Annotated in this window: 22 protein-coding genes and 6 tRNA genes; 21 read left to right on the forward strand and 7 right to left on the reverse strand. The window is 64.8% G+C overall.

From position 1 onward, the window contains the following. The first annotated feature begins 4 nt into the window (after positions 1-4). From murI to WDA27_09880, 6 genes are all read left to right on the forward strand, one after another. Entirely contained in the window at positions 5-808 is an 804-nt protein-coding gene (gene murI / locus WDA27_09855; GenBank protein ID MFA5891236.1) for a glutamate racemase, read from the forward strand. Continuing rightward, positions 799-1542 carry an MBL fold metallo-hydrolase gene (locus WDA27_09860; GenBank protein MFA5891237.1) on the forward strand — a complete coding sequence of 248 codons (744 nt, stop codon included), beginning with the start codon at positions 799-801 and terminating at the stop codon, positions 1540-1542. The genes murI and WDA27_09860 overlap by 10 nt, the downstream gene beginning before the upstream one ends. Continuing rightward, on the forward strand, positions 1539-2249 hold the full coding sequence (gene rph, locus WDA27_09865; protein MFA5891238.1) for a ribonuclease PH: 711 nt from the start codon (positions 1539-1541) through the stop codon (positions 2247-2249). Before WDA27_09860 ends, rph begins: the two co-directional genes overlap by 4 nt. Positions 2250-2254: 5 nt before the next feature. Continuing rightward, positions 2255-2842 (forward strand): RdgB/HAM1 family non-canonical purine NTP pyrophosphatase, encoded by a 588-nt coding sequence (rdgB, locus tag WDA27_09870; protein ID MFA5891239.1) that lies wholly within the window; start codon positions 2255-2257, stop codon positions 2840-2842. Positions 2843-2892: 50 nt separating this feature from the next. Beyond that, positions 2893-3480 carry a PASTA domain-containing protein gene (locus tag WDA27_09875; protein MFA5891240.1) on the forward strand — a complete coding sequence of 196 codons (588 nt, stop codon included), beginning with the start codon at positions 2893-2895 and terminating at the stop codon, positions 3478-3480. 76 nt (positions 3481-3556) lie between these two features. Next, positions 3557-4171, forward strand: coding sequence for a hypothetical protein (locus WDA27_09880; protein MFA5891241.1), 615 nt, complete (start codon positions 3557-3559; stop codon positions 4169-4171). Position 4172: 1 nt separating this feature from the next. On the opposite strand, the gene WDA27_09885 is transcribed toward WDA27_09880, so the two are convergent. The 7 genes from WDA27_09885 to WDA27_09915 all read right to left on the reverse strand — a co-directional run bounded on the left by WDA27_09885 (position 4173) and on the right by WDA27_09915 (position 5294). Further along, positions 4173-4257: transfer RNA gene (locus WDA27_09885), tRNA-Leu, on the reverse strand. Positions 4258-4318: 61 nt separating this feature from the next. Further along, a tRNA-Lys gene (locus tag WDA27_09890) sits at positions 4319-4392 on the reverse strand. 53 nt (positions 4393-4445) lie between these two features. Beyond that, positions 4446-4523: transfer RNA gene (locus WDA27_09895), tRNA-His, on the reverse strand. A 12-nt stretch (positions 4524-4535) separates the two neighbouring features. Beyond that, a tRNA-Arg gene (locus tag WDA27_09900) sits at positions 4536-4609 on the reverse strand. Continuing rightward, positions 4600-5028, reverse strand: coding sequence for a hypothetical protein (locus WDA27_09905; protein MFA5891242.1), 429 nt, complete (start codon positions 5026-5028; stop codon positions 4600-4602). The genes WDA27_09900 and WDA27_09905 overlap by 10 nt, the downstream gene beginning before the upstream one ends. A 55-nt stretch (positions 5029-5083) precedes the next feature. Then, positions 5084-5157, reverse strand: a tRNA-Gly gene (locus WDA27_09910). Between the two features lie 63 nt (positions 5158-5220). After that, positions 5221-5294, reverse strand: a tRNA-Pro gene (locus WDA27_09915). 71 nt (positions 5295-5365) lie between these two features. On the opposite strand from WDA27_09915, the gene tig reads away from it, so the two are divergent. The 15 genes from tig (at position 5366) to rpmA (ending at position 22975) form a co-directional block, all read left to right on the forward strand. Continuing rightward, positions 5366-6706: a trigger factor gene (tig, locus tag WDA27_09920; protein MFA5891243.1), complete on the forward strand. Its 1341-nt coding sequence runs from the start codon at positions 5366-5368 to the stop codon at positions 6704-6706. A gap of 9 nt (positions 6707-6715) precedes the next feature. After that, the gene (gene clpP, locus WDA27_09925; protein MFA5891244.1) at positions 6716-7366 is read left to right on the forward strand and encodes an ATP-dependent Clp endopeptidase proteolytic subunit ClpP; all 651 of its coding nucleotides are present in this window, start codon (positions 6716-6718) and stop codon (positions 7364-7366) included. Positions 7367-7401: 35 nt separating this feature from the next. Then, positions 7402-8676, forward strand: a complete 1275-nt coding sequence (clpX, locus tag WDA27_09930) for an ATP-dependent Clp protease ATP-binding subunit ClpX (protein MFA5891245.1) — start codon at positions 7402-7404, stop codon at positions 8674-8676. Positions 8677-8913: 237 nt separating this feature from the next. After that, positions 8914-11535, forward strand: a complete 2622-nt coding sequence (locus WDA27_09935; GenBank protein ID MFA5891246.1) for a valine--tRNA ligase — start codon at positions 8914-8916, stop codon at positions 11533-11535. After that, a complete protein-coding gene (locus WDA27_09940; protein ID MFA5891247.1) occupies positions 11532-12827 on the forward strand; it encodes a folylpolyglutamate synthase/dihydrofolate synthase family protein in 1296 nt (431 codons plus the stop codon). Before WDA27_09935 ends, WDA27_09940 begins: the two co-directional genes overlap by 4 nt. 18 nt (positions 12828-12845) lie before the next feature. After that, entirely contained in the window at positions 12846-13256 is a 411-nt protein-coding gene (gene ndk, locus WDA27_09945) for a nucleoside-diphosphate kinase (protein ID MFA5891248.1), read from the forward strand. Further along, positions 13253-13951, forward strand: a complete 699-nt coding sequence (gene radC, locus WDA27_09950) for a DNA repair protein RadC (GenBank protein MFA5891249.1) — start codon at positions 13253-13255, stop codon at positions 13949-13951. Before ndk ends, radC begins: the two co-directional genes overlap by 4 nt. 145 nt (positions 13952-14096) lie before the next feature. Beyond that, positions 14097-15131, forward strand: a complete 1035-nt coding sequence (locus WDA27_09955; protein MFA5891250.1) for a rod shape-determining protein — start codon at positions 14097-14099, stop codon at positions 15129-15131. A gap of 214 nt (positions 15132-15345) precedes the next feature. After that, positions 15346-16188, forward strand: coding sequence for a rod shape-determining protein MreC (gene mreC, locus WDA27_09960; protein MFA5891251.1), 843 nt, complete (start codon positions 15346-15348; stop codon positions 16186-16188). Further along, positions 16185-16694 carry a rod shape-determining protein MreD gene (gene mreD, locus WDA27_09965; GenBank protein ID MFA5891252.1) on the forward strand — a complete coding sequence of 170 codons (510 nt, stop codon included), beginning with the start codon at positions 16185-16187 and terminating at the stop codon, positions 16692-16694. Before mreC ends, mreD begins: the two co-directional genes overlap by 4 nt. Continuing rightward, positions 16691-18673: a penicillin-binding protein 2 gene (mrdA, locus tag WDA27_09970; GenBank protein ID MFA5891253.1), complete on the forward strand. Its 1983-nt coding sequence runs from the start codon at positions 16691-16693 to the stop codon at positions 18671-18673. Before mreD ends, mrdA begins: the two co-directional genes overlap by 4 nt. Beyond that, positions 18673-19842: a rod shape-determining protein RodA gene (gene rodA, locus WDA27_09975; protein MFA5891254.1), complete on the forward strand. Its 1170-nt coding sequence runs from the start codon at positions 18673-18675 to the stop codon at positions 19840-19842. Before mrdA ends, rodA begins: the two co-directional genes overlap by 1 nt. A gap of 709 nt (positions 19843-20551) precedes the next feature. Beyond that, a complete protein-coding gene (locus WDA27_09980; GenBank protein MFA5891255.1) occupies positions 20552-22255 on the forward strand; it encodes an Rne/Rng family ribonuclease in 1704 nt (567 codons plus the stop codon). 14 nt (positions 22256-22269) lie between these two features. Then, positions 22270-22659 carry a 50S ribosomal protein L21 gene (gene rplU / locus WDA27_09985; GenBank protein ID MFA5891256.1) on the forward strand — a complete coding sequence of 130 codons (390 nt, stop codon included), beginning with the start codon at positions 22270-22272 and terminating at the stop codon, positions 22657-22659. Between the two features lie 61 nt (positions 22660-22720). Beyond that, a complete protein-coding gene (gene rpmA / locus WDA27_09990) occupies positions 22721-22975 on the forward strand; it encodes a 50S ribosomal protein L27 (GenBank protein ID MFA5891257.1) in 255 nt (84 codons plus the stop codon). Positions 22976-23027 lie beyond the last annotated feature (52 nt).

Raw genomic sequence — 23027 nt, forward strand, 5'->3', positions numbered from 1 at the left:
CGCGATGGACGACAGGCCGATCGGCGTTTTCGACTCGGGCGTCGGTGGCCTCACCGTCGTCCGGGCCCTTATCGACCTTCTTCCCACCGAGTCGATCCTGTATTACGGAGACACCGCGCGCGGCCCCTACGGTCCGCGCTCCCGTGACGAGGTCCGCACCTTCACCGCCGAGATCTCGGCGCTGTTGGTCGAGGAGGGTGTGAAGGCCATCGTCGTCGCGTGTAACTCGGCATCCAGTGCGGGACTAGACCACGTGCGCGAGGCTCAGCCGAACTTGCCGATCGTGGAAGTCGTAGAACCAGCAGTGCGGCGCGCGGTGGTCGCGACGCGTAATCGCCGTCTCGGCGTGATCGGCACGGCGCTAACAATCGGCTCGGGCGCGTACGCGCGCACCGTGCGCGCGACGCGAGAGGATGTCGAGATCACCAGTCAGCCGTGTCCGCGTTTCGTGGAGTTCGTTGAGCGCGGAGAGGTGACCGGGCCGGAGGTCATGGAGGTGGCTGAGGAGTACCTCGGCCCGCTGAAGCGGCAGGGTGTGGATACCGTGATCCTGGGCTGCACGCACTACCCGCTCCTGCGCGGCGTGATCCAAGTGGTGATGGGTGACGATGTAGTCTTGATCGAGAGTGACAAGGAGTCGGCAATCGACGTGTTCGCCGAACTGACTCGTCGAGACTTGTTCCGCTCCCGCACGCTTCCGCCTGAGCACCGCTTCTTGTGCAGCGGCGACGCTGCGGAGTTCGAGGCGCTGGGCCGGCGGTTCTTGGGGCCGGAGATCACCAAGGTTGAGGATCACCGGTGGACCTGACCATCCTCGGTGCGAACGGAACGTACCCGACCGCCGGCGGCGCGTGCAGCGGATACTTGTTGTCCCACGAGCGGCACGTCATCTGGATGGACGCCGGGAACGGAACCCTGTCGCGCTTGCAGGAACAGAAGCCTCTGGAGGATGTGGCCGCGATCTTCTTGTCGCACGCGCACCCGGATCATTGCGCCGATCTCTACCCGTTCTTCTACTGGCTGATGTTGCAAGAGGACGCGGTTCCGCTGTCGGTGTTTGCGCCACCCGGGGTCCGCGAGCGTCTCGCAACGTTGATCGGGACGGACTCGCAAACGCGCTTTGCCACCTTGCTGGACTGGCGGGAAATGTGTCCGGGAGGCGTGGAGGAGTCCGGGCCTTTCCGGCTTGAGGCCTTCGACTCCGCGCACTCGACGCAGAACGTGACCCTGCGTGCTTCGGCTGGTGGATCTACCCTTTGCTACTCCGGCGACACCGGACCGAACGAGCACCTGGTGCGCGCCGCGCGCGACACAGATCTATTCCTATGTGAAGCCTCATGGTTGGAGGATGAAGTGGCGAAAGACCGGATCCACCTCACCGCGCGCCAAGCCGGCGCCGCCGCGCGCGACGCGGAAACCGCGCGCCTGGTGTTGACGCACATCTGGCCGCGCAACGACGTGACCCGGACGCGCGCACAGGCGTCTGAGATGTTCAGTGGTCCGGTGGATCTCGCAATCGACCTTGCGACGGTGACGCTGTGAAGCGTGCCGACGGCAGAAGCGAGCGAGATCTTCGCCCGGTGAAACTGACGCGCCGGTTCCAGCCCAACCCGCAGGGATCCTGTTTGATCGAAATCGGGCAGACCCGCGTCGTGTGCGCGGCCACTGTGGAGGACTCCGTCCCCGGGTGGCTTCGCGGAACCGGACGTGGTTGGGTGACCGCTGAATACAGCATGCTTCCGAGTTCCACTCACGACCGATCGACGCGCGAAATCAAGCACGGCCGGCCTTCCGGACGGACGCAGGAGATTCAGCGATTGATCGGACGTTCGCTGCGCGCGGTGACCGACCTGAACGCATTGGGCGAGCGAAGCATCGTCGTGGATTGCGACGTCTTGGTCGCCGACGGTGGAACGCGCACCGCATCTATCACCGGTGCGTACGTCGCTTTGGTGGATGCCGTTCGCACGCTGGGAATCCCCACGTGGCCGATCTCCACGGAGGTCGCTGCAGTCAGCGTTGGATTGTCCGACGGCATCGAGATGCTCGACCTTGACTACTCCGAGGATTCCGAGGCCGACGTGGACTTCAACGTAGTCATGACCGGCTCCGGTGGCTTGGTCGAAGTCCAAGGGACCGCCGAGCGCACGCCTTTCGATCGCACTGCGCTTGACCGCCTACTCGATCTAGCGTCCGCGGGGATCGACGAGTTGATTCGCGCCCAGCGCGCCGCACTCGCCAAGGAGTGAGCCGCGTGGTGCGAGTTGCGCTCGCGACGAAGAACCCCGGGAAGGTGCGCGAGATCGCGGCCATCATCACGGATGCTCCGGTCGAGTTGGTCGGCCCCGACCCTTCGTGGACGCCTCCGCCGGAGGACGACGGGACCTATCTTGGAAACGCGTTGGAAAAGGCTCGTTCACTTGCTGCCGCGATGGGGATCCCTTGCCTTGCCGACGATTCGGGGATTGAGGTGGATGCGCTGGGGGGTCGTCCTGGACCGCGCAGCGCCCGGTTCGCCGGTGAAGATGCCACCGACGCAGCAAACCTGACGAAACTGATCGACGCGCTCGCCGGCCTGTCGGACGAACAGCGCACCGCCCGCTACCGGTGCGTCGCTGTCCTCGTGACCCCCGACGGGGCGCAGTGTGTCGCTGAGGAAACCGTCGAAGGCCGAATCATTCTGGAGCCGCGCGGATCCGGCGGCTTCGGCTACGACCCGGGGTTCGTGGCCATCGGGGAGACTCGCACAATGGCCGAGTTGACCCCGCAAGAGAAAGACGCGATTAGCCACCGCGGAAAAGCATTTCGCGCGTTGGTGCCTGCATTGCGCGCGCTTACGTAGGGCGCTGAGGAACCTGGTGTTTTCACCCCGAACCTGCTACGAATGCAGGCGTGCGGGGGAGACGGGTAGCAATCGCTGCCGGGCTGATCGCAGTGTTGGCCGGGGTGGCGGGCTGGGCGTTCATGACTCGAGAGAACGTGGTTCCTGATGTCCGAGGTCTCGCCTTCTCCGAGGCGCGGGAGGTGCTCGGGGCCGCCGGGTTCGGTGTGCCGATGCGCGATGAGCAGGAATGCGGAAGCCTCGAGGATCGGTATCCTCAGTCGAAGGTCGAGGTGTTCCACCAGAGTCCTTCACCGGGCGCGGTCGCACAGGTCCGGCACGGAGTGGATCTCCAGGGGGGAATTCGGGTCGGTGTGAGTTCGATCCCGTGCGGGCGGACATCGCGTTCTTTCCCCAGATCGAATGCTGGAGCAGGCTTGGGGTTTTTCTTCTTCTGTGTCGTCCCGCTGGTGCTCGTCTTCTATTCGTGGGCCGACATGAAGCACCGGGGGGAGCCGGGTTGGCTCTGGGCCATCTTCATGTTCTTCCTGTTCCCGATCGCATTGCCCGTGTGGCTGATCGTTCGCGGGCAGAAGCCGCGGCGTCCCGAGTTCTCAACCCGGGACTTCTCAGCGTGGGGCGGAAGCGACGGCCTGTAGGCAGGTAAGCGCGAGACGGACGGAATGCGTCCATTCGTACATTGTGGCATTCCTCTGTTGAGCGAACATTCGCTGCATGAGAAAGCCAGTTGCAGTGTTCGCGTGCGCCGTCCTGCTCACAGGCTGTCAGCAGAGCGGCCCGACGCTGTCGACCTCGTCACCGCCGGACGCGTCGCAGTTCGAGGTTGCCGTCGCCTCGTCGCCACAGGTCGACCGGAGCCAGCGGCTATGCGAGGGGGAGTTCGTGTCGAAGTCCGGTGCGGTCAGGTTCACGTGCCCGCAGGGTTGGTGGATCTGGATGGAAGGCTCCGGCCCCGGCAACGCCCTCGCGGTCATTCTGAGCAATCGGCAGGAGGGCGAGGGCGGCGAATCGTTGCCGGAGGGGCAGTTCAAGATCGACGTGCACCGTGGGCCGAACGCGGACTTCGCGGATCTTGACGACGTAGAGCGTGACTGTCTCGCGAACCGCGATGATGTTTCCGCTCGCGTCGTCTACTGCCGTCGCGTTGAGATCGCCGGCGTGACGTGGATTCGATACGAGAAGATCGGTTACTCGGGCGCACTTGAGATGGGGATGACGACGCTCTTCGGGGACACCGTCCTGGGTTTCTGGGCCGGCATTGCCGAGGGAAGCGAAGAGCGGGGCCGGCACGAGGTCGGGCAACTCTTGCAAAGCGTTCGCGTCGCTTGATTGGTGCGAGAGGGGGGAGTTGAACCCCCACGGGTTGCCCCACAGGATCCTAAATCCTGCGCGTCTGCCTATTCCGCCACTCTCGCGCGCGGGGCAGCGTAACACCGGGGAATGAGGGAAGGGAGCGCGTGTGCGCTCCCTTCCATGTGGGCCGCCAGGGACTCGAACCCCGAACCCTCTGATTAAGAGTCAGATGCTCTAGCCTGTTGAGCTAGCGGCCCGAACGGCACAGGGTATCCTTCCGTGCGGCAACGCTCAACCCGACGCAAGAATATGGGGTGGCGTAGGGGACTTGAACCCCCGGCCTTCGGGACCACAACCCGACGCTCTAACCAAGCTGAGCTAACGCCACCACGTATCGGCGAGCGCCCGGAGGGACTCGAACCCCCGACCCACTGCTTAGAAGGCAGTTGCTCTATCCACCTGAGCTACGGGCGCGCGTCGGGCGCAGTGTAGCAGCGGCGCGCGCGGTCTCGTCCGGGCTTTCGCAGCGAGGCGACGATGGTCGCTGCGCTGCCGAGCAGCAATGCTGCGGCAGCGGGCGATGTCGTTGTGCCGGTGATGGGAAGTGTGGGCGCGCGCCGGATGGTCGAGCGGGGCGCGTCCGACGCCGGCGCAGACCTATTCGAGGGTTGCGCGGATCCGACAGCGGGAACCGCGGGGGAGGGCGCGGGGGCAGGTGGGGACGGGGAGGACGTGACCGCGGTGGCGGATGGCGCTGCGGAGGGAATGTGCGAGGGGGAAACCGCGGCCTGCTGCTCACCGCTTCTCAGCAGTGCGCCGGTAACCCCCGTGGCGAGAACGGTCACGATCATGCCGGCGAGCAACGCCTGGGACCTCGACAAGTTCTCCCCCATCCGAGATTACTCTTTCAGGATCCTAGACCTTGTGACAGCCGATGGAGTGCTTCGATGGAGCGGGCGACGGGAATCGAACCCGCACCACGAGCTTGGAAGGCTCGAGCTCTACCATTGAGCTACGCCCGCGTTCGCCGGTTCTGTCCCGGCACGGCCATTCTAGCCACCGGTCGGCACGCGCGCCGATTGCCGTCGGGGCGGCCGGATTTGAACCGGCGGCCTCTTGGTCCCAAACCAAGCGCGCTGCCAAGCTGCGCTACGCCCCGCTGACATACAGCATAGCGTTGCGCGCGGCGGGCAGCGGGGCAGGGCCGCGACTATAATCCGCGGACTCATCATGAAAACCACACTCACTCGTGAAAGCCCGTCAAAGGTGCGCCTCGCCGTAGAGGCTGCGTCCCAAGAAGTTGCTCCGGCCGTCCAACGTGCGGTCCGGGCCCTCGCAAACGAGATCAAGGTTCCAGGCTTCCGCAAGGGCAAGGTCCCCCGGGCAATCCTCGAGACCCGTCTCGGCCGCGATGCGATCCGGGAGGCCGCGCTTCGCGAAGCGATCCCCGAATTGCTGGCGAAAGCCGTGCAAGACGAGACGCTTACGCCGGTCGCTCCGCCGTCCGTGGATGTGACGTCCTATGAACTGGACTCTGATCTCACGTTTGACGCAACGGTAGAAGTTCGCCCCGACATCGAACTTCCGGACTTCACTGAGATCGTCGTCACTCGCGGGTCGGATCGAGCGGACGCCGCCGAGGTGGATGCGCAACTTGAGCGCCTGCGTAACCGGTTTGCCTCGCTGGAGACTGTCGAGCGACCGTCGCATCGAGGCGACTACGTCCTGATCGATCTGAAGGCAACTGATGGCGATCAGGAGATTTCGGAGATGTCGGGCACGGACCAGTTGTACGAGTTGGGGGCCGGATGGCCGGTTGCTCAGTTCGACGATGAGCTAGAGGGCCGCGGTGCGGGCGAGACCGTCGAGTTCGCGGCGGTCCTTTCCGAGGAGATCGGGGGGCCGCAGGCCGGGAAGGAGCTGACGTTCCGGATCCTCGTGAAGGAGGTTCGCCAGAAGGTGCTTCCCGAACTCAACGATGAGTTTGCCAAGACGGCGTCGGAGTTCGAGGCACTTGATGAGTTGCGGGCGGACTTGGTCGAACGGATTCGCAAGGTCAAGGCCCTTCAGTCCGAGGGCGAGGTGCGCAATCGCGTGCTCGAAGAAGCCCTCGCCATGGTGGAAATCGAGCCTCCGGAGAGCCTCGTGCGCGAGGAAATGGCGTTTCGGCTCCGGCGCTTCGAAGAGCAACTCAAGGGCGCCGGGATGACGCTCGACGGCTACATGCAGCAGCAAGGAGTCTCCGAGGAGCAGTTGGAGCAGGATTTGTTGCGCCAGGCAGAGACGAACGTGCGCGCGCAACTGCTGCTGGAGGAGGTCGGCCGTCGCGAGAACTTCACGATCTCGCAGGAGGAACTCGGAGAAGAGGTCCGCTACCACGCGGAAGCGTTGCGCGCGGACCCTTCGGAGTTGGCCAAGCAGTTGGGCTCAAGTGACCGGTTGACGGCACTGGCCGGTGATATCATCCGCCGAAAGGCACTGAATCACCTGGTCGGGCAAGCCGACATCAGAGAGGAAGACAATTCCACGGGTGCCGCAGCGGGCGATGTGCCTCTCTTGGACGCGGAGTAGGAGCGACGAATGCACGATTACCGCAACTACCTGGTTCCCATGGTCGTCGAGCAGACGGCTCGGGGGGAGCGGTCATACGACATTTATTCGCGGCTGCTCAAGGACCGCATCATCATCCTTGGCTCACCGATCGATGAGCAGGTTGCGAACCTGATCGTGGCGCAGTTGCTGCACCTAGAGAACGAGGATTCCAAGAAGGACATCAGCCTGTACGTCAACTCCCCCGGCGGAAGCGTGTATGCCGGGCTCGCGATCTACGACACCATGCAGTACATCAAGCCTGATGTGCAGACGATCTGCATCGGGATGGCGATGTCTATGGGCGCGATCCTGCTCTGTTCCGGAGCGAAGGGGAAGCGCTACTCGCTTCCAAACTCGAAGATCATGATCCACCAGGGATCGGCTGGATTCCAGGGCACACCGACGGACATCGAGATCCACGCGAAAGAGGTTCTGTCGTTGCGGCGCCGCATGGCCGAGATCATCGCGTATCACACCGGGCAGCCGGTCGAGCAGGTCGAGAAGGACATTGATCGCGATCGGTTCATGAACGCGGATGAGGCAAAGTCCTACGGTATAATTGATGAGATCTTCGCGAACCGCGGACAGATGGAAGAGTCGAACGTCGGTGGCGGGATTACGAGTGTTGGCGAGCAGTGAGATCCGGCATCTAGCCGGGGAGCTGGGAGCAAGCAGTGGCCAAGTTCGGTGACGGGGGCGACCTGCTGAAGTGCTCCTTCTGCGGGAAGTCTCAGAAGCAGGTCAAGAAGCTGATCGCCGGTCCAGGTGTTTACATCTGCGACGAATGCATCGACTTGTGCAACGAGATCATCGAGGAAGAGCTTTCCGAAACCACGGAACTCAAGCTCGAAGAGCTTCCGAAGCCGAAGGAGATCTGCGAGTTCCTGAACGATTACGTCATCGGTCAAGACTCCGCGAAGAAGATTCTCTCGGTTGCGGTCTACAATCACTACAAGCGCATTCAGGTCGGGGCGCACAATTCCGGCGACGTCGAGCTGCAGAAGTCCAACATCTTGCTGCTCGGACCGACGGGGTGCGGCAAGACGCTGCTCGCTCAGACGCTTGCGAAGATGTTGAACGTCCCGTTCGCCATTGCCGATGCCACGGCGCTGACTGAAGCCGGCTACGTCGGTGAGGACGTTGAGAACATTCTGCTGAAGTTGATCCAGGCCGCCGACTACGACGTGAAGAAGGCGGAGACCGGGATCATCTACATCGACGAAGTCGACAAGATCGCGCGCAAGAGCGAGAACCCTTCGATCACGCGCGACGTCTCGGGGGAGGGCGTACAGCAGGCCCTGTTGAAGATCCTCGAAGGGACGCAGGCGAGTGTTCCTCCCCAGGGCGGGCGTAAGCATCCGCACCAGGAGTTCATCCAGATCGACACAACGAACGTCTTGTTCATTTGCGGCGGCGCTTTTGCGGGACTCGAGAAGATCATCGAAGGGCGCGTCGGGAAGAAGGGAATCGGCTTCGGGGCCGACGTCCGTTCCGCGGACGAGAAAGAACTCGGTGCGATTCTCGAGCAAGTGATGCCTGAGGACTTACTGCGCTTCGGTTTGATTCCGGAGTTCATCGGACGGTTGCCGGTGGTTACGAGCGTGCATCAGCTCGATCGCGTCGCTCTCGTTCAGATCCTCACCGAGCCGAAGAACGCGCTCGTCAAGCAGTACCAGAAGTTCTTTGAGTTCGACGGGATCGAACTCGAGTTCGATGCCGACGGGCTCGAGGAGATCGCGGACAAGTCCATGGCCCGCGGCACCGGCGCGCGCGGGTTGCGCGCAATCATGGAAGAGGTCCTGCTCCCGGTGATGTACGAGTTGCCGAGCCGCGCCGATGTGGCGAAGTGCTTGATCACCAAGGAGGCCGTGCAGCGTTTGGCGGCTCCGACGCTTTTGCCGAAGACCGAGGAAACTCCGGCGAAGGTTCGTCGGGAGCGAAGCGCGTAAGCACGCGTGCGTATTTCGGCCGCCTCCGGGCGGCCGTTTTCGTTCCTGGGGAGGTTTGCGACGTCCGGCGCCCCGGCTGCGGGATCCGGTTGCTAGAATCGCGGCATCGTGACGTTCTTGGTAGGTGTAGCCGGCGGCCCCGGACGGGCCTAGGCGGTTTCGCCCAGGCACACCGAACGGGGACCCCAAAGGGTCCCTGATTTGTTTTCCGAAGACGGCCGGCAGTGGAGGAATCGGATGAGCGAGCAATTGCAGAAGACCTACGACCCGGCGTCGGTCGAGGCGCGCCGGTACCGCGAGTGGGAAGAGCGCGGGTATTTCGCCCCGAGCGGCGAGGGCGAGCCCTTCTGCATCGTGCTGCCTCCGCCGAACGTCACCGGGGCGTTGCACATGGGGCACGCGCTGGATCACTCGCTGCAGGATGCAATCATCCGGCGAAAGCGGATGCAGGGGTTCAACACCCTGTGGCTGCCGGGAACCGACCACGCGGGGATTGCCACCCAGAACGTGGTCGAGCGCGAGTTGGCAAAGGACGGTATCTCGCGCCACGACCTCGGGCGAGAGGCCTTTGTTGAGAAGGTGTGGGAGTGGAAGCGTCGCTACGGTGATCGGATCACGCTGCAGATGCGGCGCATCGGGGACTCGGTTGATTGGTCCCGCGAGAGATTCACGATGGACGAGGGGCTTTCGCGCGCGGTGCGAGAGGTCTTCGTCCGCTTGTACGACGAAGGACTTATCTACCGGGGAAACCGAATCATCAACTGGTGTCCGCGGTGCCAGACGGCGCTGTCGGATATCGAAGTCGAGCACCGCGATGTGGACGGCGAACTGGTGGAGATCCGCTATCCGCTTGCCGACGGTTCGGGGCACGTCACTATCGCGACGACGCGCGTCGAGACCATGCTTGCAGACACCGGCGTGGCGGTTCATCCCGAGGATGAGCGCTATCGAGACCTGGTCGGCAAGACATTGATTCTGCCTCTCGTCGGGCGGGAGATCCCGATTGTTGCCGACGACGTCGTGGAGCGCGATTTCGGGACCGGCGCCGTAAAGGTGACACCGGCGCATGATCCGACCGACTTTGAGATTGCCGGACGCCAGGGACTCCCCAGCGTCAATGTGATCGCGTTCGACGGGCGCATGAGTGATGGTGCCGGCAGGTTCGCCGGACTCGATCGCTTCGACGCGCGCAAGGCGGTGCTGGAGGCGCTGCGTTCGGAGGGCGTGATCGGCGACGAGGAGCGTCCTTACTCGCACGCGGTCGGGCACTGCTCCCGCTGTCACACCGAGGTCGAGCCGTGGCTGTCGGAGCAGTGGTGGGTGCGCGTGGAGTCGCTCGCGCGCGCCGCGATTGACGCCGTTCGGTCGGGCCGGACTCGTTTCGTCCCGGAGCGGTACGAGCGCAACTACATGGACTGGATGGAGAACCTGCGTGACTGGTGCATTTCTCGCCAGTTGTGGTGGGGGCATCGCATTCCCGTGTGGATCTGCGATGGGGGTCACGAAGCCGCGTACTTGGACGATCCCGCTGCGTGTCGCCAGTGCGGATCCGGCGACCTGCGCCAGGACCAAGATGTGCTCGACACCTGGTTTTCGTCCGCGTTGTGGCCGTTTTCGACGCTGGGTTGGCCGGAGCGAACTCCGGATCTCGCGACGTGGCACCCCACGAGCGTCCTGGTGACCGGCTACGACATCATCACGTTCTGGGTCTCGCGCATGATGATGATGGGCGTGCAGTTCATGCGCGGCGTTCCCTTCGCAGACGTGTTCATTCACGGAATGGTGAGGGACTTCCGCGGCAAGAAGATGTCGAAGTCCTTCGGCAACGTGATCGATCCGCTGGACATGATCGACAAGTACGGTGCCGACGCGTTGCGCCTGACGCTCGTTCGCTCGGCAACTCTCGGCGCGGACGTGCCTCTCGACGAGAAGTGGATTGAAGGCGACCGCAACTTCTGCAACAAGATCTGGAACATCTCGCGATTCGTTTTGATGAACGAGGTGGCACCGGCGCCGTTGCCGCCTCGCGATCGCTGGACTCTGGCCGATCGCTGGATACTGTCGCGTTTGGACGCGGTGACGCGTGAGGTCGACGAGGCGATGGAGTCCTACGACTGGGCGCGCGCAGCGCAGACGCTGCGGCAGTTCACGTGGAGCGAGTTCGCCGACTGGTACGTCGAGTGGTCGAAGGGTCGCCTGTACGACGGAACCGACCAGGAAAAGACCGACCAGCGAGCGATGCTCGCGCACGTTTTGGAGCGTGTGCTGTTATTGCTGCACCCGGTCATGCCGTTCATCACGGAGGAACTTTGGTGCGCGCTGACCGGCGGCGAGACGATCATGCGCGCGGCCTGGCCGGCTGTCGGGGGCGAGCGCGATGAAGAGGCCGAGCACGCGATGTCATTCCTGCAGGACGTGATCGGGGCGTTGCGTCGGTTCCGCGCCGACCACCAGATTGATCCGAAACTGCGCCCAGCCGCGTCCGCGGTGGTGCCGGACGATCGGCGGCGCGCGCTCTTGTCATCCGAGTTGTCTCGAGTGTGTGTGCTCGCGTCGTGGGGAGACCTCATCGTCACGGGTTCTCCGCCCGACGGAGGACAGGAGGCTCGTCTCGTGCTCGATGGGGCCACGATCCACGTGCCGCTGGCGGGCGTTTTGGATCTGGACGAAGAGCGGCGCAGGTTGGAGCGGGACCGGGCGGCGCGTGAGTCCGAAGCGGCACGCATCGAGGCCAAGCTTTCCGACTCGAACTTCACCGAGCGTGCGCCCGAGGACGTCGTGGAGACCCAGCGGGAGCGACTCGCGCGCGAACGTCAGGCGATCGAGCACATCGCTCAGGCCCTTTCGGACCTCGGATGAACTTCGACGAAGCCCTTGCGGCGCTGAACCGCCGGACGAACTACGAGCGGACCGGAAGGCTGGTGGATCCGTCTCTGGAGCGGATGCGCGCGCTCATGGATCTGATGGCCGATCCGCAACGGTCCTTTCCTGCGATTCACATCACCGGAACCAACGGAAAGACCACAGTGGCGCGCGCGGCCACCGAGGTTCTGCGCGCTGCGGGGCTGCACGTTGCGACCTATACCTCTCCGCACGTCGAGTCGGTCTGCGAACGGTTCCAATACGACGGGGAGCCGATTCCCGAGGATGCCTTCGTCGAGGTGTGGTGCGAACTCGCGCCGTACCTCGACCACCTGGATGGCCGGGGGATGGAGCTAACCTGGTTTGAGGCCGCGACGGCGCTTGCGTTCACGTGGTTTGCCGACAAAGGCGTGGATGTGGGCGTGATCGAAGTGGGGATGGGCGGCACCTGGGACGCCACCAATGTGGTGGATGCCCCGGTCGCCGTGATCACGCGGGTCGATCTCGATCACCCCGAACTCGGCGCGACCCCGGTCGAGATCGCGCGGGAAAAGGCGGGAATCATCAAGCCCGGCGCGGTCCTCTTCTCGGCAACGCAAGAGGCGGACGTGGCCGAAGTCATTCGCGCGCGCTGCGCAGACGTCGACGCCGTCATCCGTTCGGAAGGGATTGCGTTCGAAGTTGAACGTTCCGTGCTGGCGCTCGGTGGTCAACAGATCAGCGCTCGCATCGAACGAGACCGCTACACAGATGTCTTCCTGCCCATGTTTGGGGAGCATTTCGCGCACGACGTCGTGCTTGGGGCGGCGGCGGCGCGCGCGTTTATGGGAGAGGCGGCACTGGAGCCCACCATCCTGGCGGAGGCATTCGGCCGTGTGCGGGTGCCCGGCCGGCTGGAGGCCGTGCGGCGTTCGCCCTTGGTCGTGCTCGACGGCGCCCACAACCCCGCCGCCGCCGCCGCTCTCGCGGCCGCGCTTCCGACTGCGTTTCGCTATGAGCAGCTCGTCTTGGTGATCTCTGCGATGGGAGACAAGGATCTGCACGGCATCCTTGAGCCGTTGATCCCGCTGGCGGCGCAAGTGATTGTGACTCGGAACGAGTCCCCTCGCGCCGCGGAGCCGGTCCGACTTGCCGAAGCGGCGCGCGCACTGGGCGCGGATCCGGTGAGCGTCACAAACGTCTCGGACGCGATTTCGGTCGCAATCGAAAGAGTTGAGGACCGCGACTGCGTGCTGGTTACCGGGTCCCTATACACTGTCGGCGAAGCTCGCAGAGCGCTCGCTCGCTGATTTCTCGGAGGAATCCCCTTGATAGAACGCACTCTCGTACTCGTCAAGCCCGACGGTGTTCGCCGCAAGCTCGTCGGTGAGGTCGTAAGCCGTCTCGAGCGCCGGACCCTGGATATCGTGGAGATGCGGATGCTGACGGTGACCGAGGATCTCGCTCGCACGCACTACGCTGAGCACGTCGAGAAGGCCTTCTTTCCAGACCTGCTTGCGTTCATCACTTCCGGACCGGTTGTTGCGATGTGCGTTGAGGGCGACGACGCGATCTCGGTTGTGCGAACGACGATGGGCGCAACCGACCCCAAGAAAGCTGCGCCGGGAACGATTCGCGGCGACCTTGGCTTGCAGACGACTGAGAACCTCGTGCACGGCTCGGATTCCCCCGAGTCGGCCGCGCGCGAACTGAGCCTCTTCTTCCCCGGCGCGTCGTGACGCGGACGGGGACGAGAGTCCCCGTCGTCCGTGAGCAACCCCCGGGTGATCGTCCGCGGGAGCGTCTGACTGCTCTCGGACCAGGTGCCCTCAGCGACGCCGAGGTGCTGGCGCTGGTGCTGGGCAGCGGTGGCCGCGACGGCGTCTTGTCGCTCGCCGCGCGCGTCTTGGCTGCCGTCGGTGGCCCCGCAGGTCTGGCGCGCGCAACCGATCGGACTTTGTCCGGCGTTTCGGGAATTGGGCCGGCAAAGGCCGCCGAAGTCGTAGCCGCGCTCGAGCTGGGCCGCCGGGCCGCGCGCGCGATGGCCGCCGAGCGCCCGCAGATCTTGAGGCCGGCCGACGCCGCGGCGCTGCTGGCGCCGCGTCTGGTGCATTTGGAGCGCGAGGAGTCCGTCGTCCTGCTGATGGATCGGCGTCACCGGGTGCTTCGAGAGGTTTCGGTTGGCGCCGGCGGGATTGCGCATTCCCCGATGGAGCCGCGGGAGGTCTTTGCGGCGGCCCTGCGGGAGCCGGGAGTTGCGGCCGTGCTGGTCGCGCACAACCATCCGTCTGGAGAGGCCACCCCGAGTTCCGACGACCTTGCCGTAACCCGTCGCCTGGCGCGCGGCGCCGAGTTGCTGGGCTTGGAGTTCGTGGATCACTTGATCGTCGCGGCCGGGGGGTGGACCAGCCTCGTCGAGGCGGGTGCGCTGTAGGTGTCCGTTTTGTCCCTGGGGAGATCGTGTCCGACCTGGGCCTTCGTGAGGTTTCGCCTCAAGGGCTCCCGCTGGTAGACTCTGTCCAGACTTGCCGGGGTGCCGCCGCAGTCGCGGCGCGCCTCGCGCGGAAGGCCTTTCCCGAATGCCAAACAACTGGTTCCAATTTATCGGCCGCGACATGGCCGTCGACCTCGGCACAGCGAACACGCTCGTATACGTTCGCGGCCGCGGTATCGTCTTGAACGAACCGTCTGTGGTCGCGATCAACCGCAAGAACGGTTCCATTCTCGCGGTGGGCGCGGAAGCCAAGCGCATGATTGGCCGAACGCCGAGTCATATCGAGGCTATCCGGCCGCTGAAGGATGGGGTCATCGCCGATTTCGACGTGACCGAGAAGATGCTCCGGTACTTCATCCAGAAGGTCCACCGCCGCCGGTGGCTGGCCAAGCCCCGGGTCGTGATCTGCGTGCCGAGTGGAATTACGTCGGTTGAGCAGCGCGCGGTGGAGGAAGCGGCCTACGCCGCCGGGGCGCGCAGCGCCCACATCATCGAAGAGCCGATGGCGGCTGCGATCGGGGCGGGGATGCCGATCCATGAGCCGACGGGGAACATGATCGTCGACATCGGTGGGGGGACAACCGAGGTCGCGGTCATCTCGCTGGGGGGAATGGTGACCAGCGAGTCGGTGCGCGTCGCCGGAGACGAACTGGACGACGCAATCGTGCAATACATCAAGAAGGAGTACTCGCTGATGCTCGGCGAGCGGACGGCGGAAGAGGTGAAGATGGCCGTCGGGTCGGCGTTTCCGATTCCCGACGAGCCCCATGCCGAGATCCGCGGGCGGGACCTGGTTACGGGTCTGCCGAAGACCATCATTGTTAGCGCGGCCGAGATCCGGCGTGCGATCGAAGAGCCGGTAAACCAGATCGTGGACGCGGTGAAGAACACGCTGGACAAGACGCCGCCCGAACTGGCCGCCGACATCATGGATAAGGGGATCGTGTTGACCGGCGGAGGAGCTTTGCTGAAGGGGCTCGACGAGCGGCTCAAGCACGAGACGGGGATGCCGGTACACGTGACCGACCAGCCGCTCAATTGCGTGGCGGTAGGGTCCGGCAAATGCTTGGAGGAGTTCGAAGCGCTTCGACGAGTGCTGATCTCGTCGACGCGCCACTAGGAGGTTCGCGAGTCCGATCGAGCGCGCCGCCCGCGTGGCGGCGGTCGCCGGCAGAGCCGGTGCGCTGATCGAACCGGATGGAGGGATCGCGCGCGCAAGCGGGCGCCCGGGGAGTCGCGCGGTGCGCGGCCTTGGGTCCAGGCAAGCGAGGCGCGGCCTTCGGGAAGGAGGTTGAGGGGCGGCCGCTGAGCGGCCGGTCCGGCCGATGGCAAAGATGTCCGATCGACCGCGCCGTTTGCGTCTTTTGATCGTCGCACTGACCATCGTGTCGGTCGCCGTCATCACTGTGGACTACCGGGCCGGCGACAAGAGCCCGTTCGACGGGGCCGGGCGGATTGCCCTGTCGGTTCTTGCCCCGATCCAGCGCGGGCTGGTGACGGTGTTCCGGCCGTTAGGCGGGTTCCTCGGGGGTTTGACCGATGTGCCGTCGCTGCGCGCGCGTGTCTCGCGTCTTGAAAGGGAGCGGGCCGCAGGGCAGGCCGAGCGCGAGCAACTCGAAGACATCTTGCGCGAGAACGAATCCCTGCGGGGACTGCTTGCGCTCCGGGACCGGTTCGGTTTTCAGACCATGGCGGCACAAGTCATCGGGATCGGCCCGTCGAACTTTGAGCGAAGCGTCTTCATCGATAAGGGATCCCGGGACGGCGTGCGCAAGGACATGCCGGTACTCGCCGGAGAGGGGCTCGCCGGACGCGTGATCGCCGTCAGTCCGTCGACCTCTCGCGTCCTGCTCGTCATCAGTCGCCAGAGCGCTGTTGCCGGTCGCCTTGCATCTACCGGAGAGATCGGCGTGGCCGACGGCAACGGGTGGGGCGGTCTGCGTTTTGAACTGCTCGACCCCAATGCGAAGGTCGACGTCGGAGACAAGATCGTAACTTCGGGCTATGACGGAGGTCTCTACCCGTCGGGACTTCCCATCGGGGCGGTCGTGGATGCGCCGCCGACCGGCTCGAACCTCACTCGACTGGTTTCTGTGCAGCCGTTCGTCGACTTCTCCAGCCTTGACTACGTGTTGCTGGTTACGGGCGAACGTCCTGCGGGAGGGGGAACCAAGTGATCTGGCGGCGCGGGCTGCTGGTCGCCGTCCTGGCCGTGACCGGCTTGGCTCTTGAGACCAGCGTGTTTGGGTGGATGTCCCTCGTCGGGGCGAAGCCTGAGCTGTTGCTGCTGGTGACAGTTGCCCTCGCGATGGGGGAGGGGCCGGAGATCGGAGCCATCGCCGGGTTCTTTATGGGGTTGGCGACGGATTTGGTGTCAGAGCCCCCGCACGGGGTGACGGCGCTGGTCTTTGTGCTGGTTGGGTATGCGGTGGGACGGATTCGGTCGCAGCTACAGTCGGCGGGGGCCATGACGCCGATGTGGGTGGTGCTGACGGCGACTTTCGTCGGCTCTCTTGCACTTGCCGGGATCGGGTTCTTGTTCGGGCAGGAGTTCACGGCGCCGCTGCGTATCGTGCGTCGGGCGGCGCTGGTTTCTGCCTATAACGCGCTTCTGACGCCGTTCGTGTATCCGGTCGTGAAGAGGCTTGCTGCTCGAGTGCGCCCCAAGGGCGTGGTGGTGTGAACTACTCGGAGGACCGCACGCGCTTGCGGCTTGCCGTCATCGGTCTCGTCATCTTGTCCATGTTCGCGGTGCTGCTGGCGCGCCTGTGGTTCCTGCAAGTCCTTGCCGGTCCCACGTTTGCGGCTCAGGCCACGCGCAACCATGTTCGGCTGGTGCGTCAGGCTCCGCCGCGTGGACGGATCCTGGATCGAAACGGCGTCGTTCTGGTCGGGAACCGGACCGCGCTGTCGGTCGGGGTGCGTCGCGAGGACTTCCCAAAGGACGTCGGCGAGGCTGCGGTGATCAAGAAGCGGCTGTCGAAACTGCTCGGCATCTCGGTCGCCGCGATCGAGGTTCGGATGAAAGACCGGCGGAAGTCCCCGTACGAGCCGGTCGTGATCGCCGAGGACGTCGATCCGACGACGATCTTCACGATCCGCGAGCGCCAGGAGGACTACCAGGGCGTCGAGACCATGGAGTTGCCGGTACGCGAGTACCCGAAGGGCTCGATTGCGGCTCACGTCTTGGGCTACGTCGGGGAGGTCAACGACCGAGAGCTGGGGAACCCGAAGTTCGCAACGACATACCGGCTGGGAGACGAGATCGGTCGCACTGGAGTCGAGCGCAGCTATGAGGAGTGGCTCCGGGGAACGCCGGGGCTGCTCAAGCTCGAGGTCGATGCGCGTGGTCAAGTTCTGCGCTCGCTGGGTCGTCGTGACCCTGTCCCCGGAGGCGACCTGCAGTTGTCCGTCGACCTCGAGGTCCAGCGCGTTGCCGAGGAGGCGCTCGTGCAGGGGATCGCGCGCGCGCGCGGACAGGTCTTCCGCGAGGATGGAAAGCACTTCAAGGCTCCGGCGGGTGCCGCCGTCGTGCTCGACGCCAAGAGCGGCGAGGTCATTGCGATGGCGAGCAACCCGACCTACGACCTGCGTCGGTTCGTCGGCGGTGTCGCATCGAGTTACTTCGCGACCCTGAGTGATCCCGAGGGCGATCTTCCCCTTTACAACCGGGCCGCTCAGGCCTCGTATCCACCGGGGTCCACGTTCAAGCCGATCATCGCAACCGCGGCGCTTTCCTCGGGCGCTGCGACTCCCGGTGGGATGTATCCGTGCCTGACCCAGTACCGCTTTGGGGACCGGGTGTTCCGTAACTGGCGCGCGCGCAACACAACGATTTCGCTGGCGCAGGCGCTGATCGAGTCGTGCGACACGGTCTTCTACAACTTCGCCGCCGACTGGTGGCGCGTTGAGTACGCGGCGGAGAAGGCCGGGAGGCGCCCGAAGGAGATCATGCAGGCATGGGCTCGCAAGTTCGGGCTCGGGACCCCCACAGGGATCGATTTGCCGAGCGAGGGGTCCGGGCGAGTTCCCGACCGCGCGTACCGAAAGCGGGCCTGGGAGGCCAACCGCGAGGATTACTGCAAGAAGTACCGTGCCACGAAACTTCCGTTGTGGGAGGACCTCTGCGTGCGCGGGTTCCTTTGGCGGCCGGGTGACTCGATCAACATGTCGATCGGCCAGGGGGACGTGGAAGCCACGCCGTTGCAGATGGCAGTCGTGTACGCCGCGCTCGCCAACGGCGGCAACGTTGTCACGCCGCACTTGGGACTGAAGGTTGTGCGCGACGACGGAACCGTGGTCAAGAAGGTGAAGCCGGTTACTCGCTTGGTCGTGAAGGCGCCGGCGCAGGTGCGGCGATATGTCGAGAGCGCGCTGCGCAACGTTGTCGAGGGTGGGACGGCCAGCTTCCCGTACCGGGGTTGGCCGGTGGCTGAGATCCCGATGGCCGCGAAGACAGGGTCCGCCGAGATCGCAGGAAAGCAGCCTTTCTCCTGGTTCGCTTCGTACGGCCCGGTCGGAGACCCTCGCTACGTGGTCGTCGCGGTGGTCGAACAGGCTGGGTTCGGAAGCCAGGTAGCCGGTCCGGTCGTTCGACGAATCATGGACGAGCTTTTTGATCAGACTCCTTTGCCGATTGTTTTCGGGGAAAGGAGCGATTGATGATGGGGTCGGCTGAACGGATTGGGCGCGCGCGTCGCGCCGGGTTGCGCGCGTCCGGAATTGCGTCGAAGGCTCCGATCCGGCACTTGGACCCGACGCTTGTTCTCACGGCGTTCGCGCTGACCGCGTTCGGCAACCTCATGGTCTATAGCGCTTCGTTCAGACGTTTGGAGAACGACGGCTTGTCCCCGCGTTATCTGTTGAACCGCCAACTGATGTTTTCGTTGCTCGGCGTTGTGGTGATGGTTGTGATGGCGTCGTTCAGTTACCGGCGCCTAAAGACCTGGGGCCCGGCTGCCTATGTCGGCGGGGTGCTCGCGCTCTTCGCCGTGCTTTCTCCCATCGGATCGTCGGCCAAGGGCGCGCAGCGTTGGATCGGCATGGGGTTCTTTCAGATGCAGCCGTCGGAGTTCATGAAGGTTGCGACGCTCGTGGTGCTCGCGCTGTACATGTCGGAACGGCGAGGGAGTCTCGGTCTGCCGGAAGCGGTGCGGGCGATCGCCCTCATTGTCCCGCCGGGCTTGTTGATCTACGTCCAGCCCGACTTGGGAACGCTTCTGGTGATCCTGGCCGTGCTGCTCGCACTGCTCGTCGTCGGGGGAACCAAGGGTCGGGTACTGCTGCTCATCGCAGTCATGGGGATCGCGAGCATCGTCGGGGTCTTGCACGCGGGGGTGTTGAAGGACTACCAGGTGGCCCGTCTCACTGGATTCTTGGACCCGTCTGCGGACACCCAGCGCACCGGTTACAACCTGAATCAGGCTCGAATATCGGTGGGTTCGGGTCAGATCGTTGGGAAGGGCTTGTTCAGCGGAACGCAAACTAATCTGGACTTCGTTCCCGAAGTCCATACGGACTTCATCTTTACCGCAGTTGCCGAAGAGACCGGGTTCATAGGCGCCGTGGTCTTGCTTGGGTTGTTCGCGATCTTCATCTGGAGAGGGCTGCGGATCGCGATGCTGTCGAAAGACCGTTTTGGCGCGCTTCTCGCGACGGGCGTCGTCGCGACGATCGCGTTTCAGATGTTCGTAAACATCGGCATGACGATTGGCGTCTCGCCGATTACCGGGATTCCGCTGCCGTTCGTTTCCTACGGCGGTTCGTCCATGCTCACGACGTACGTGGCGACTGGGATCCTGCTCAACGTGCACATGCGCCGGCTCGTTTAGGCGCGGAGGAAGGCAGAACATGGAATACGAAGTGAACGAAACACCCGAGGGCGCGGCGCAGCCGGCGCCGGAGGTTCCGGCGGCTACGCCGCGTCCGGAGCCTGCCCGTCCTGAGCCCGCCCGTCCGGAGCCCGCCCGTCCGGCGGCGAACGAGCCGACAGCACCTCAGGAGGCGGCAGCACCGCCGGCGCCCAAGGAGCCGGCCCCTCCCGTGCGGCAAGAGGCGCCCGGGCAGCAGGAATCGTCCGCGGCGGCTCCGGCTGCCCCCCGCGCGCCGCGTCCACCGCGTCCACCGCGTCCACCGCGCGCCCCCGCGCGCCCGGCGACGCAGGGCGACGGCCGGGACGACGACGGCGAAAGCTCGGATGATTCAACTGAGGACTTGCCGGCGAGTGGCGGGCCGGCGACTGAGGGGTCTGGGGCCCCGAAGCGTCGCAGGCGCGGGCGGCGGGGTGGAAAGCGTCACCGCAAGAAGCCCGCTGCCGGTACCGGTGCTGCGGAAGGAACCCCCGCAGGGGGTGACTCCAGTGTTGAAGGAGCGACCGCTGCCGAGACGGGCGGGACTGCCGAGGGCGGCGCGATCACTGAGAAGACGCAGCCCGCAGGAACCCGGAGCCCGTCGGCGGCTCCGCGGCCGCCTCGCCCACGGCAGCCGCGCGCGCGTGTTCAGCCGGTCCCGACTGCGGATGCCTCGCAAGAGACCGGCGAGGTGCGACAGTCCTCTGCACCTGAGGTCCAGGCGACCGACACCGCGGCGGAAACAGCGTCGGGGGAGTCGGCCGAAGGTGAGAAGCCGGCGACCGCGGCGCGCCGTCGTCGCCGTCGTGGCCGTGGGGGATCGAAGAAGCCGGTTGTCGAGGGAGCGGAAGCTTCTGAGACAGGGCCTGCGGAGAAGGCCTCCGGGGATGCCGGCGCGCCTAGGGCGCGCACGCCGAAGGGAACTGCGCCGAGGGGAGGCAAGACGCCGGCGAAGACCCCGGCGAGGCCCGCCAAGGCGAAGTCCGACGATGCGTCTGCAGGCAAGCCTGAGAGCAAGTCCAAGACCGACGATGCTAAGGCCGGGGGCTCGACACGTCTGGCCGCGCGTGCCCTGCGCAAGGATCGCCAGCGCGGACAGCGGCGACGGCCGCAGCGGCTGACCGAGGAGGAAGCCCAGCGCCTGCGCGGCGGCGTCAAGACCATGCTGGTGCACGAACACGACCGCACACAGATCGCCGTGCTCGAAGAGGGAGTGCTCATCGAGCACTACGTCGCGCGCAAGGGACTGAAGACGTCTCTCGCGAACAACGTGTTTCTCGGCCGAGTGCAGAACGTTCTGCCGGGCATGGAGGCGGCGTTCGTCGACTTCGGTCGCGGACGCAACGGAGTGCTGTACGCCGGTGAGGTGAACTACTCCGCCGAGGACCTCGAGGGTGAGGCGCCGCGAATCGAGAAGGTGCTAAAGCCGGGGCAAGCACTGATGGTGCAGATCACCAAGGAGCCGATCGGGGCCAAGGGCGCGCGCCTGACCACTCAGATCTCCCTTGCCGGTCGTTACATGGTTCTTGCGCCCGAGCAGCAGATCACCGGGATCTCGCGCCGTCTTGCCGAGGGAGAGCGCGCGCGCCTGCGCCAGTTCTTAAAGGACCTTGCCCCCAAGGATCACGGCGTGATCATCCGGACCGCTGCCGAGGGCGCCACCAAGGAGGCACTCGAGCGGGACTTGAACAACCTGCTCAAGATCTGGGACGGCATTCAGAAGGCTGCAAAGAAGGCCAAGGCGCCGCACCTGCTGTACGCCGAGCCGGAACTGGTCAGCAGAATCCTGCGCGACATCTTCGCCGACGATTTCGAAAAGATCGTGGTCGACTCACGGTCGGTGTACGACGAGATCCGCGCGTACTTGGAGGATACGGCGCCGGACTTGCTGGATCGTCTAGAGCTTCACGACGCCCCGTTGCCGTTGTTCGAGCAATACCGGGTCACCGAGCAGATCCACAAGGCGTTGGAGCGCAAGGTCTGGCTTCCCTCCGGAGGATCGCTGGTCATCGACCGGACCGAGGCGATGACGGTTATCGATGTGAACACCGGGAAGTTCACCGGGAAGGGGTCGAACCTGGAAGAAACGGTCTTTTTGAACAACAAGGAGGCTGCGGAAGAAGTCGCCCGGCAACTGCGCCTGCGCGACATCGGGGGCATCATCGTCATCGACTTCATCGATATGATCGACCCTAAGAACCAGCAGGAACTCCTTCGGACCCTCAAGCGCGCGCTCTCCCGCGACAAGACGCGGAGCCAGGTATTTGAGGTCTCGAACCTCGGGCTCGTCGAGATGACGCGCAAGAAGGTGTCCGAAGGCCTCCTGGAGGCGTTCAGCGAACCGTGCCCCAACTGTGAGGGACGCGGTATCGTCATCACCCACGAGATTGACTGACGGAGGTCACGCAGATGCCATACGCGATCATCAGAGCCGGCGGACACCAAGAGAAGGTGACACCCGGCGAGCAGATCACCGTCGACCGCTTGAAGCAGGAGGTCGGCGAGGAAGTGACCTTCGCCGTACTCGCGTTCGCCAAAGAGGGCGAGACGCTTGTCTCGGACAAGAAGGCGCTGGCGGAAATCAAGGTCGTCGGCAAGGTCGTCGAGCACCTCAAGGGCGACAAGATCGACGTCTTCCAGTACCGGAACAAGACGGGGTACCGGCGCCATACTGGTCACCGCCAGCCACTGACGCTGGTGGAGATCGCCGAGATCCGTGCCGGCGGCGAGGTCTTTGCGGCTGCACCGGCTGCACCGGCTTCACCGGCTGTCGAGCCGGAGGCTCCGGCCAAGGGCTGACCAGTGTGCGCGCGCGGGCCGGTCGCGGCCGCCGCGCGACTCTGATAGCCTGTCGGACGCTATGGCGAGCAAAAAAGGCGGTTCCAGCACCCGGAACGGGCGCGACTCGAACCCGCAGTATCTCGGAGTCAAGAGGTACGCGGGACAGGTCGTGACGGCCGGGTCCATCCTCGTGCGTCAGCGCGGGACGAAGATTCACCCCGGCACCAACGTCGGGAAAGGGCGCGACGACACTCTGTTCGCTCTTACCGCCGGCACGGTCAGCTTCAGGGCGCGCGCCGGCCGCAAGCTCGTCGACATCGTTCCGGCTTCCTAAGGACGCTCTCGCGCCGCCGTCCCCCCTGGAGGGGGCCGCGTGGTTGCTACCA

The organism is Actinomycetota bacterium, from assembly GCA_041658565.1.
Lineage (GTDB): Bacteria > Actinomycetota > AC-67 > AC-67 > AC-67 > JBAZZY01.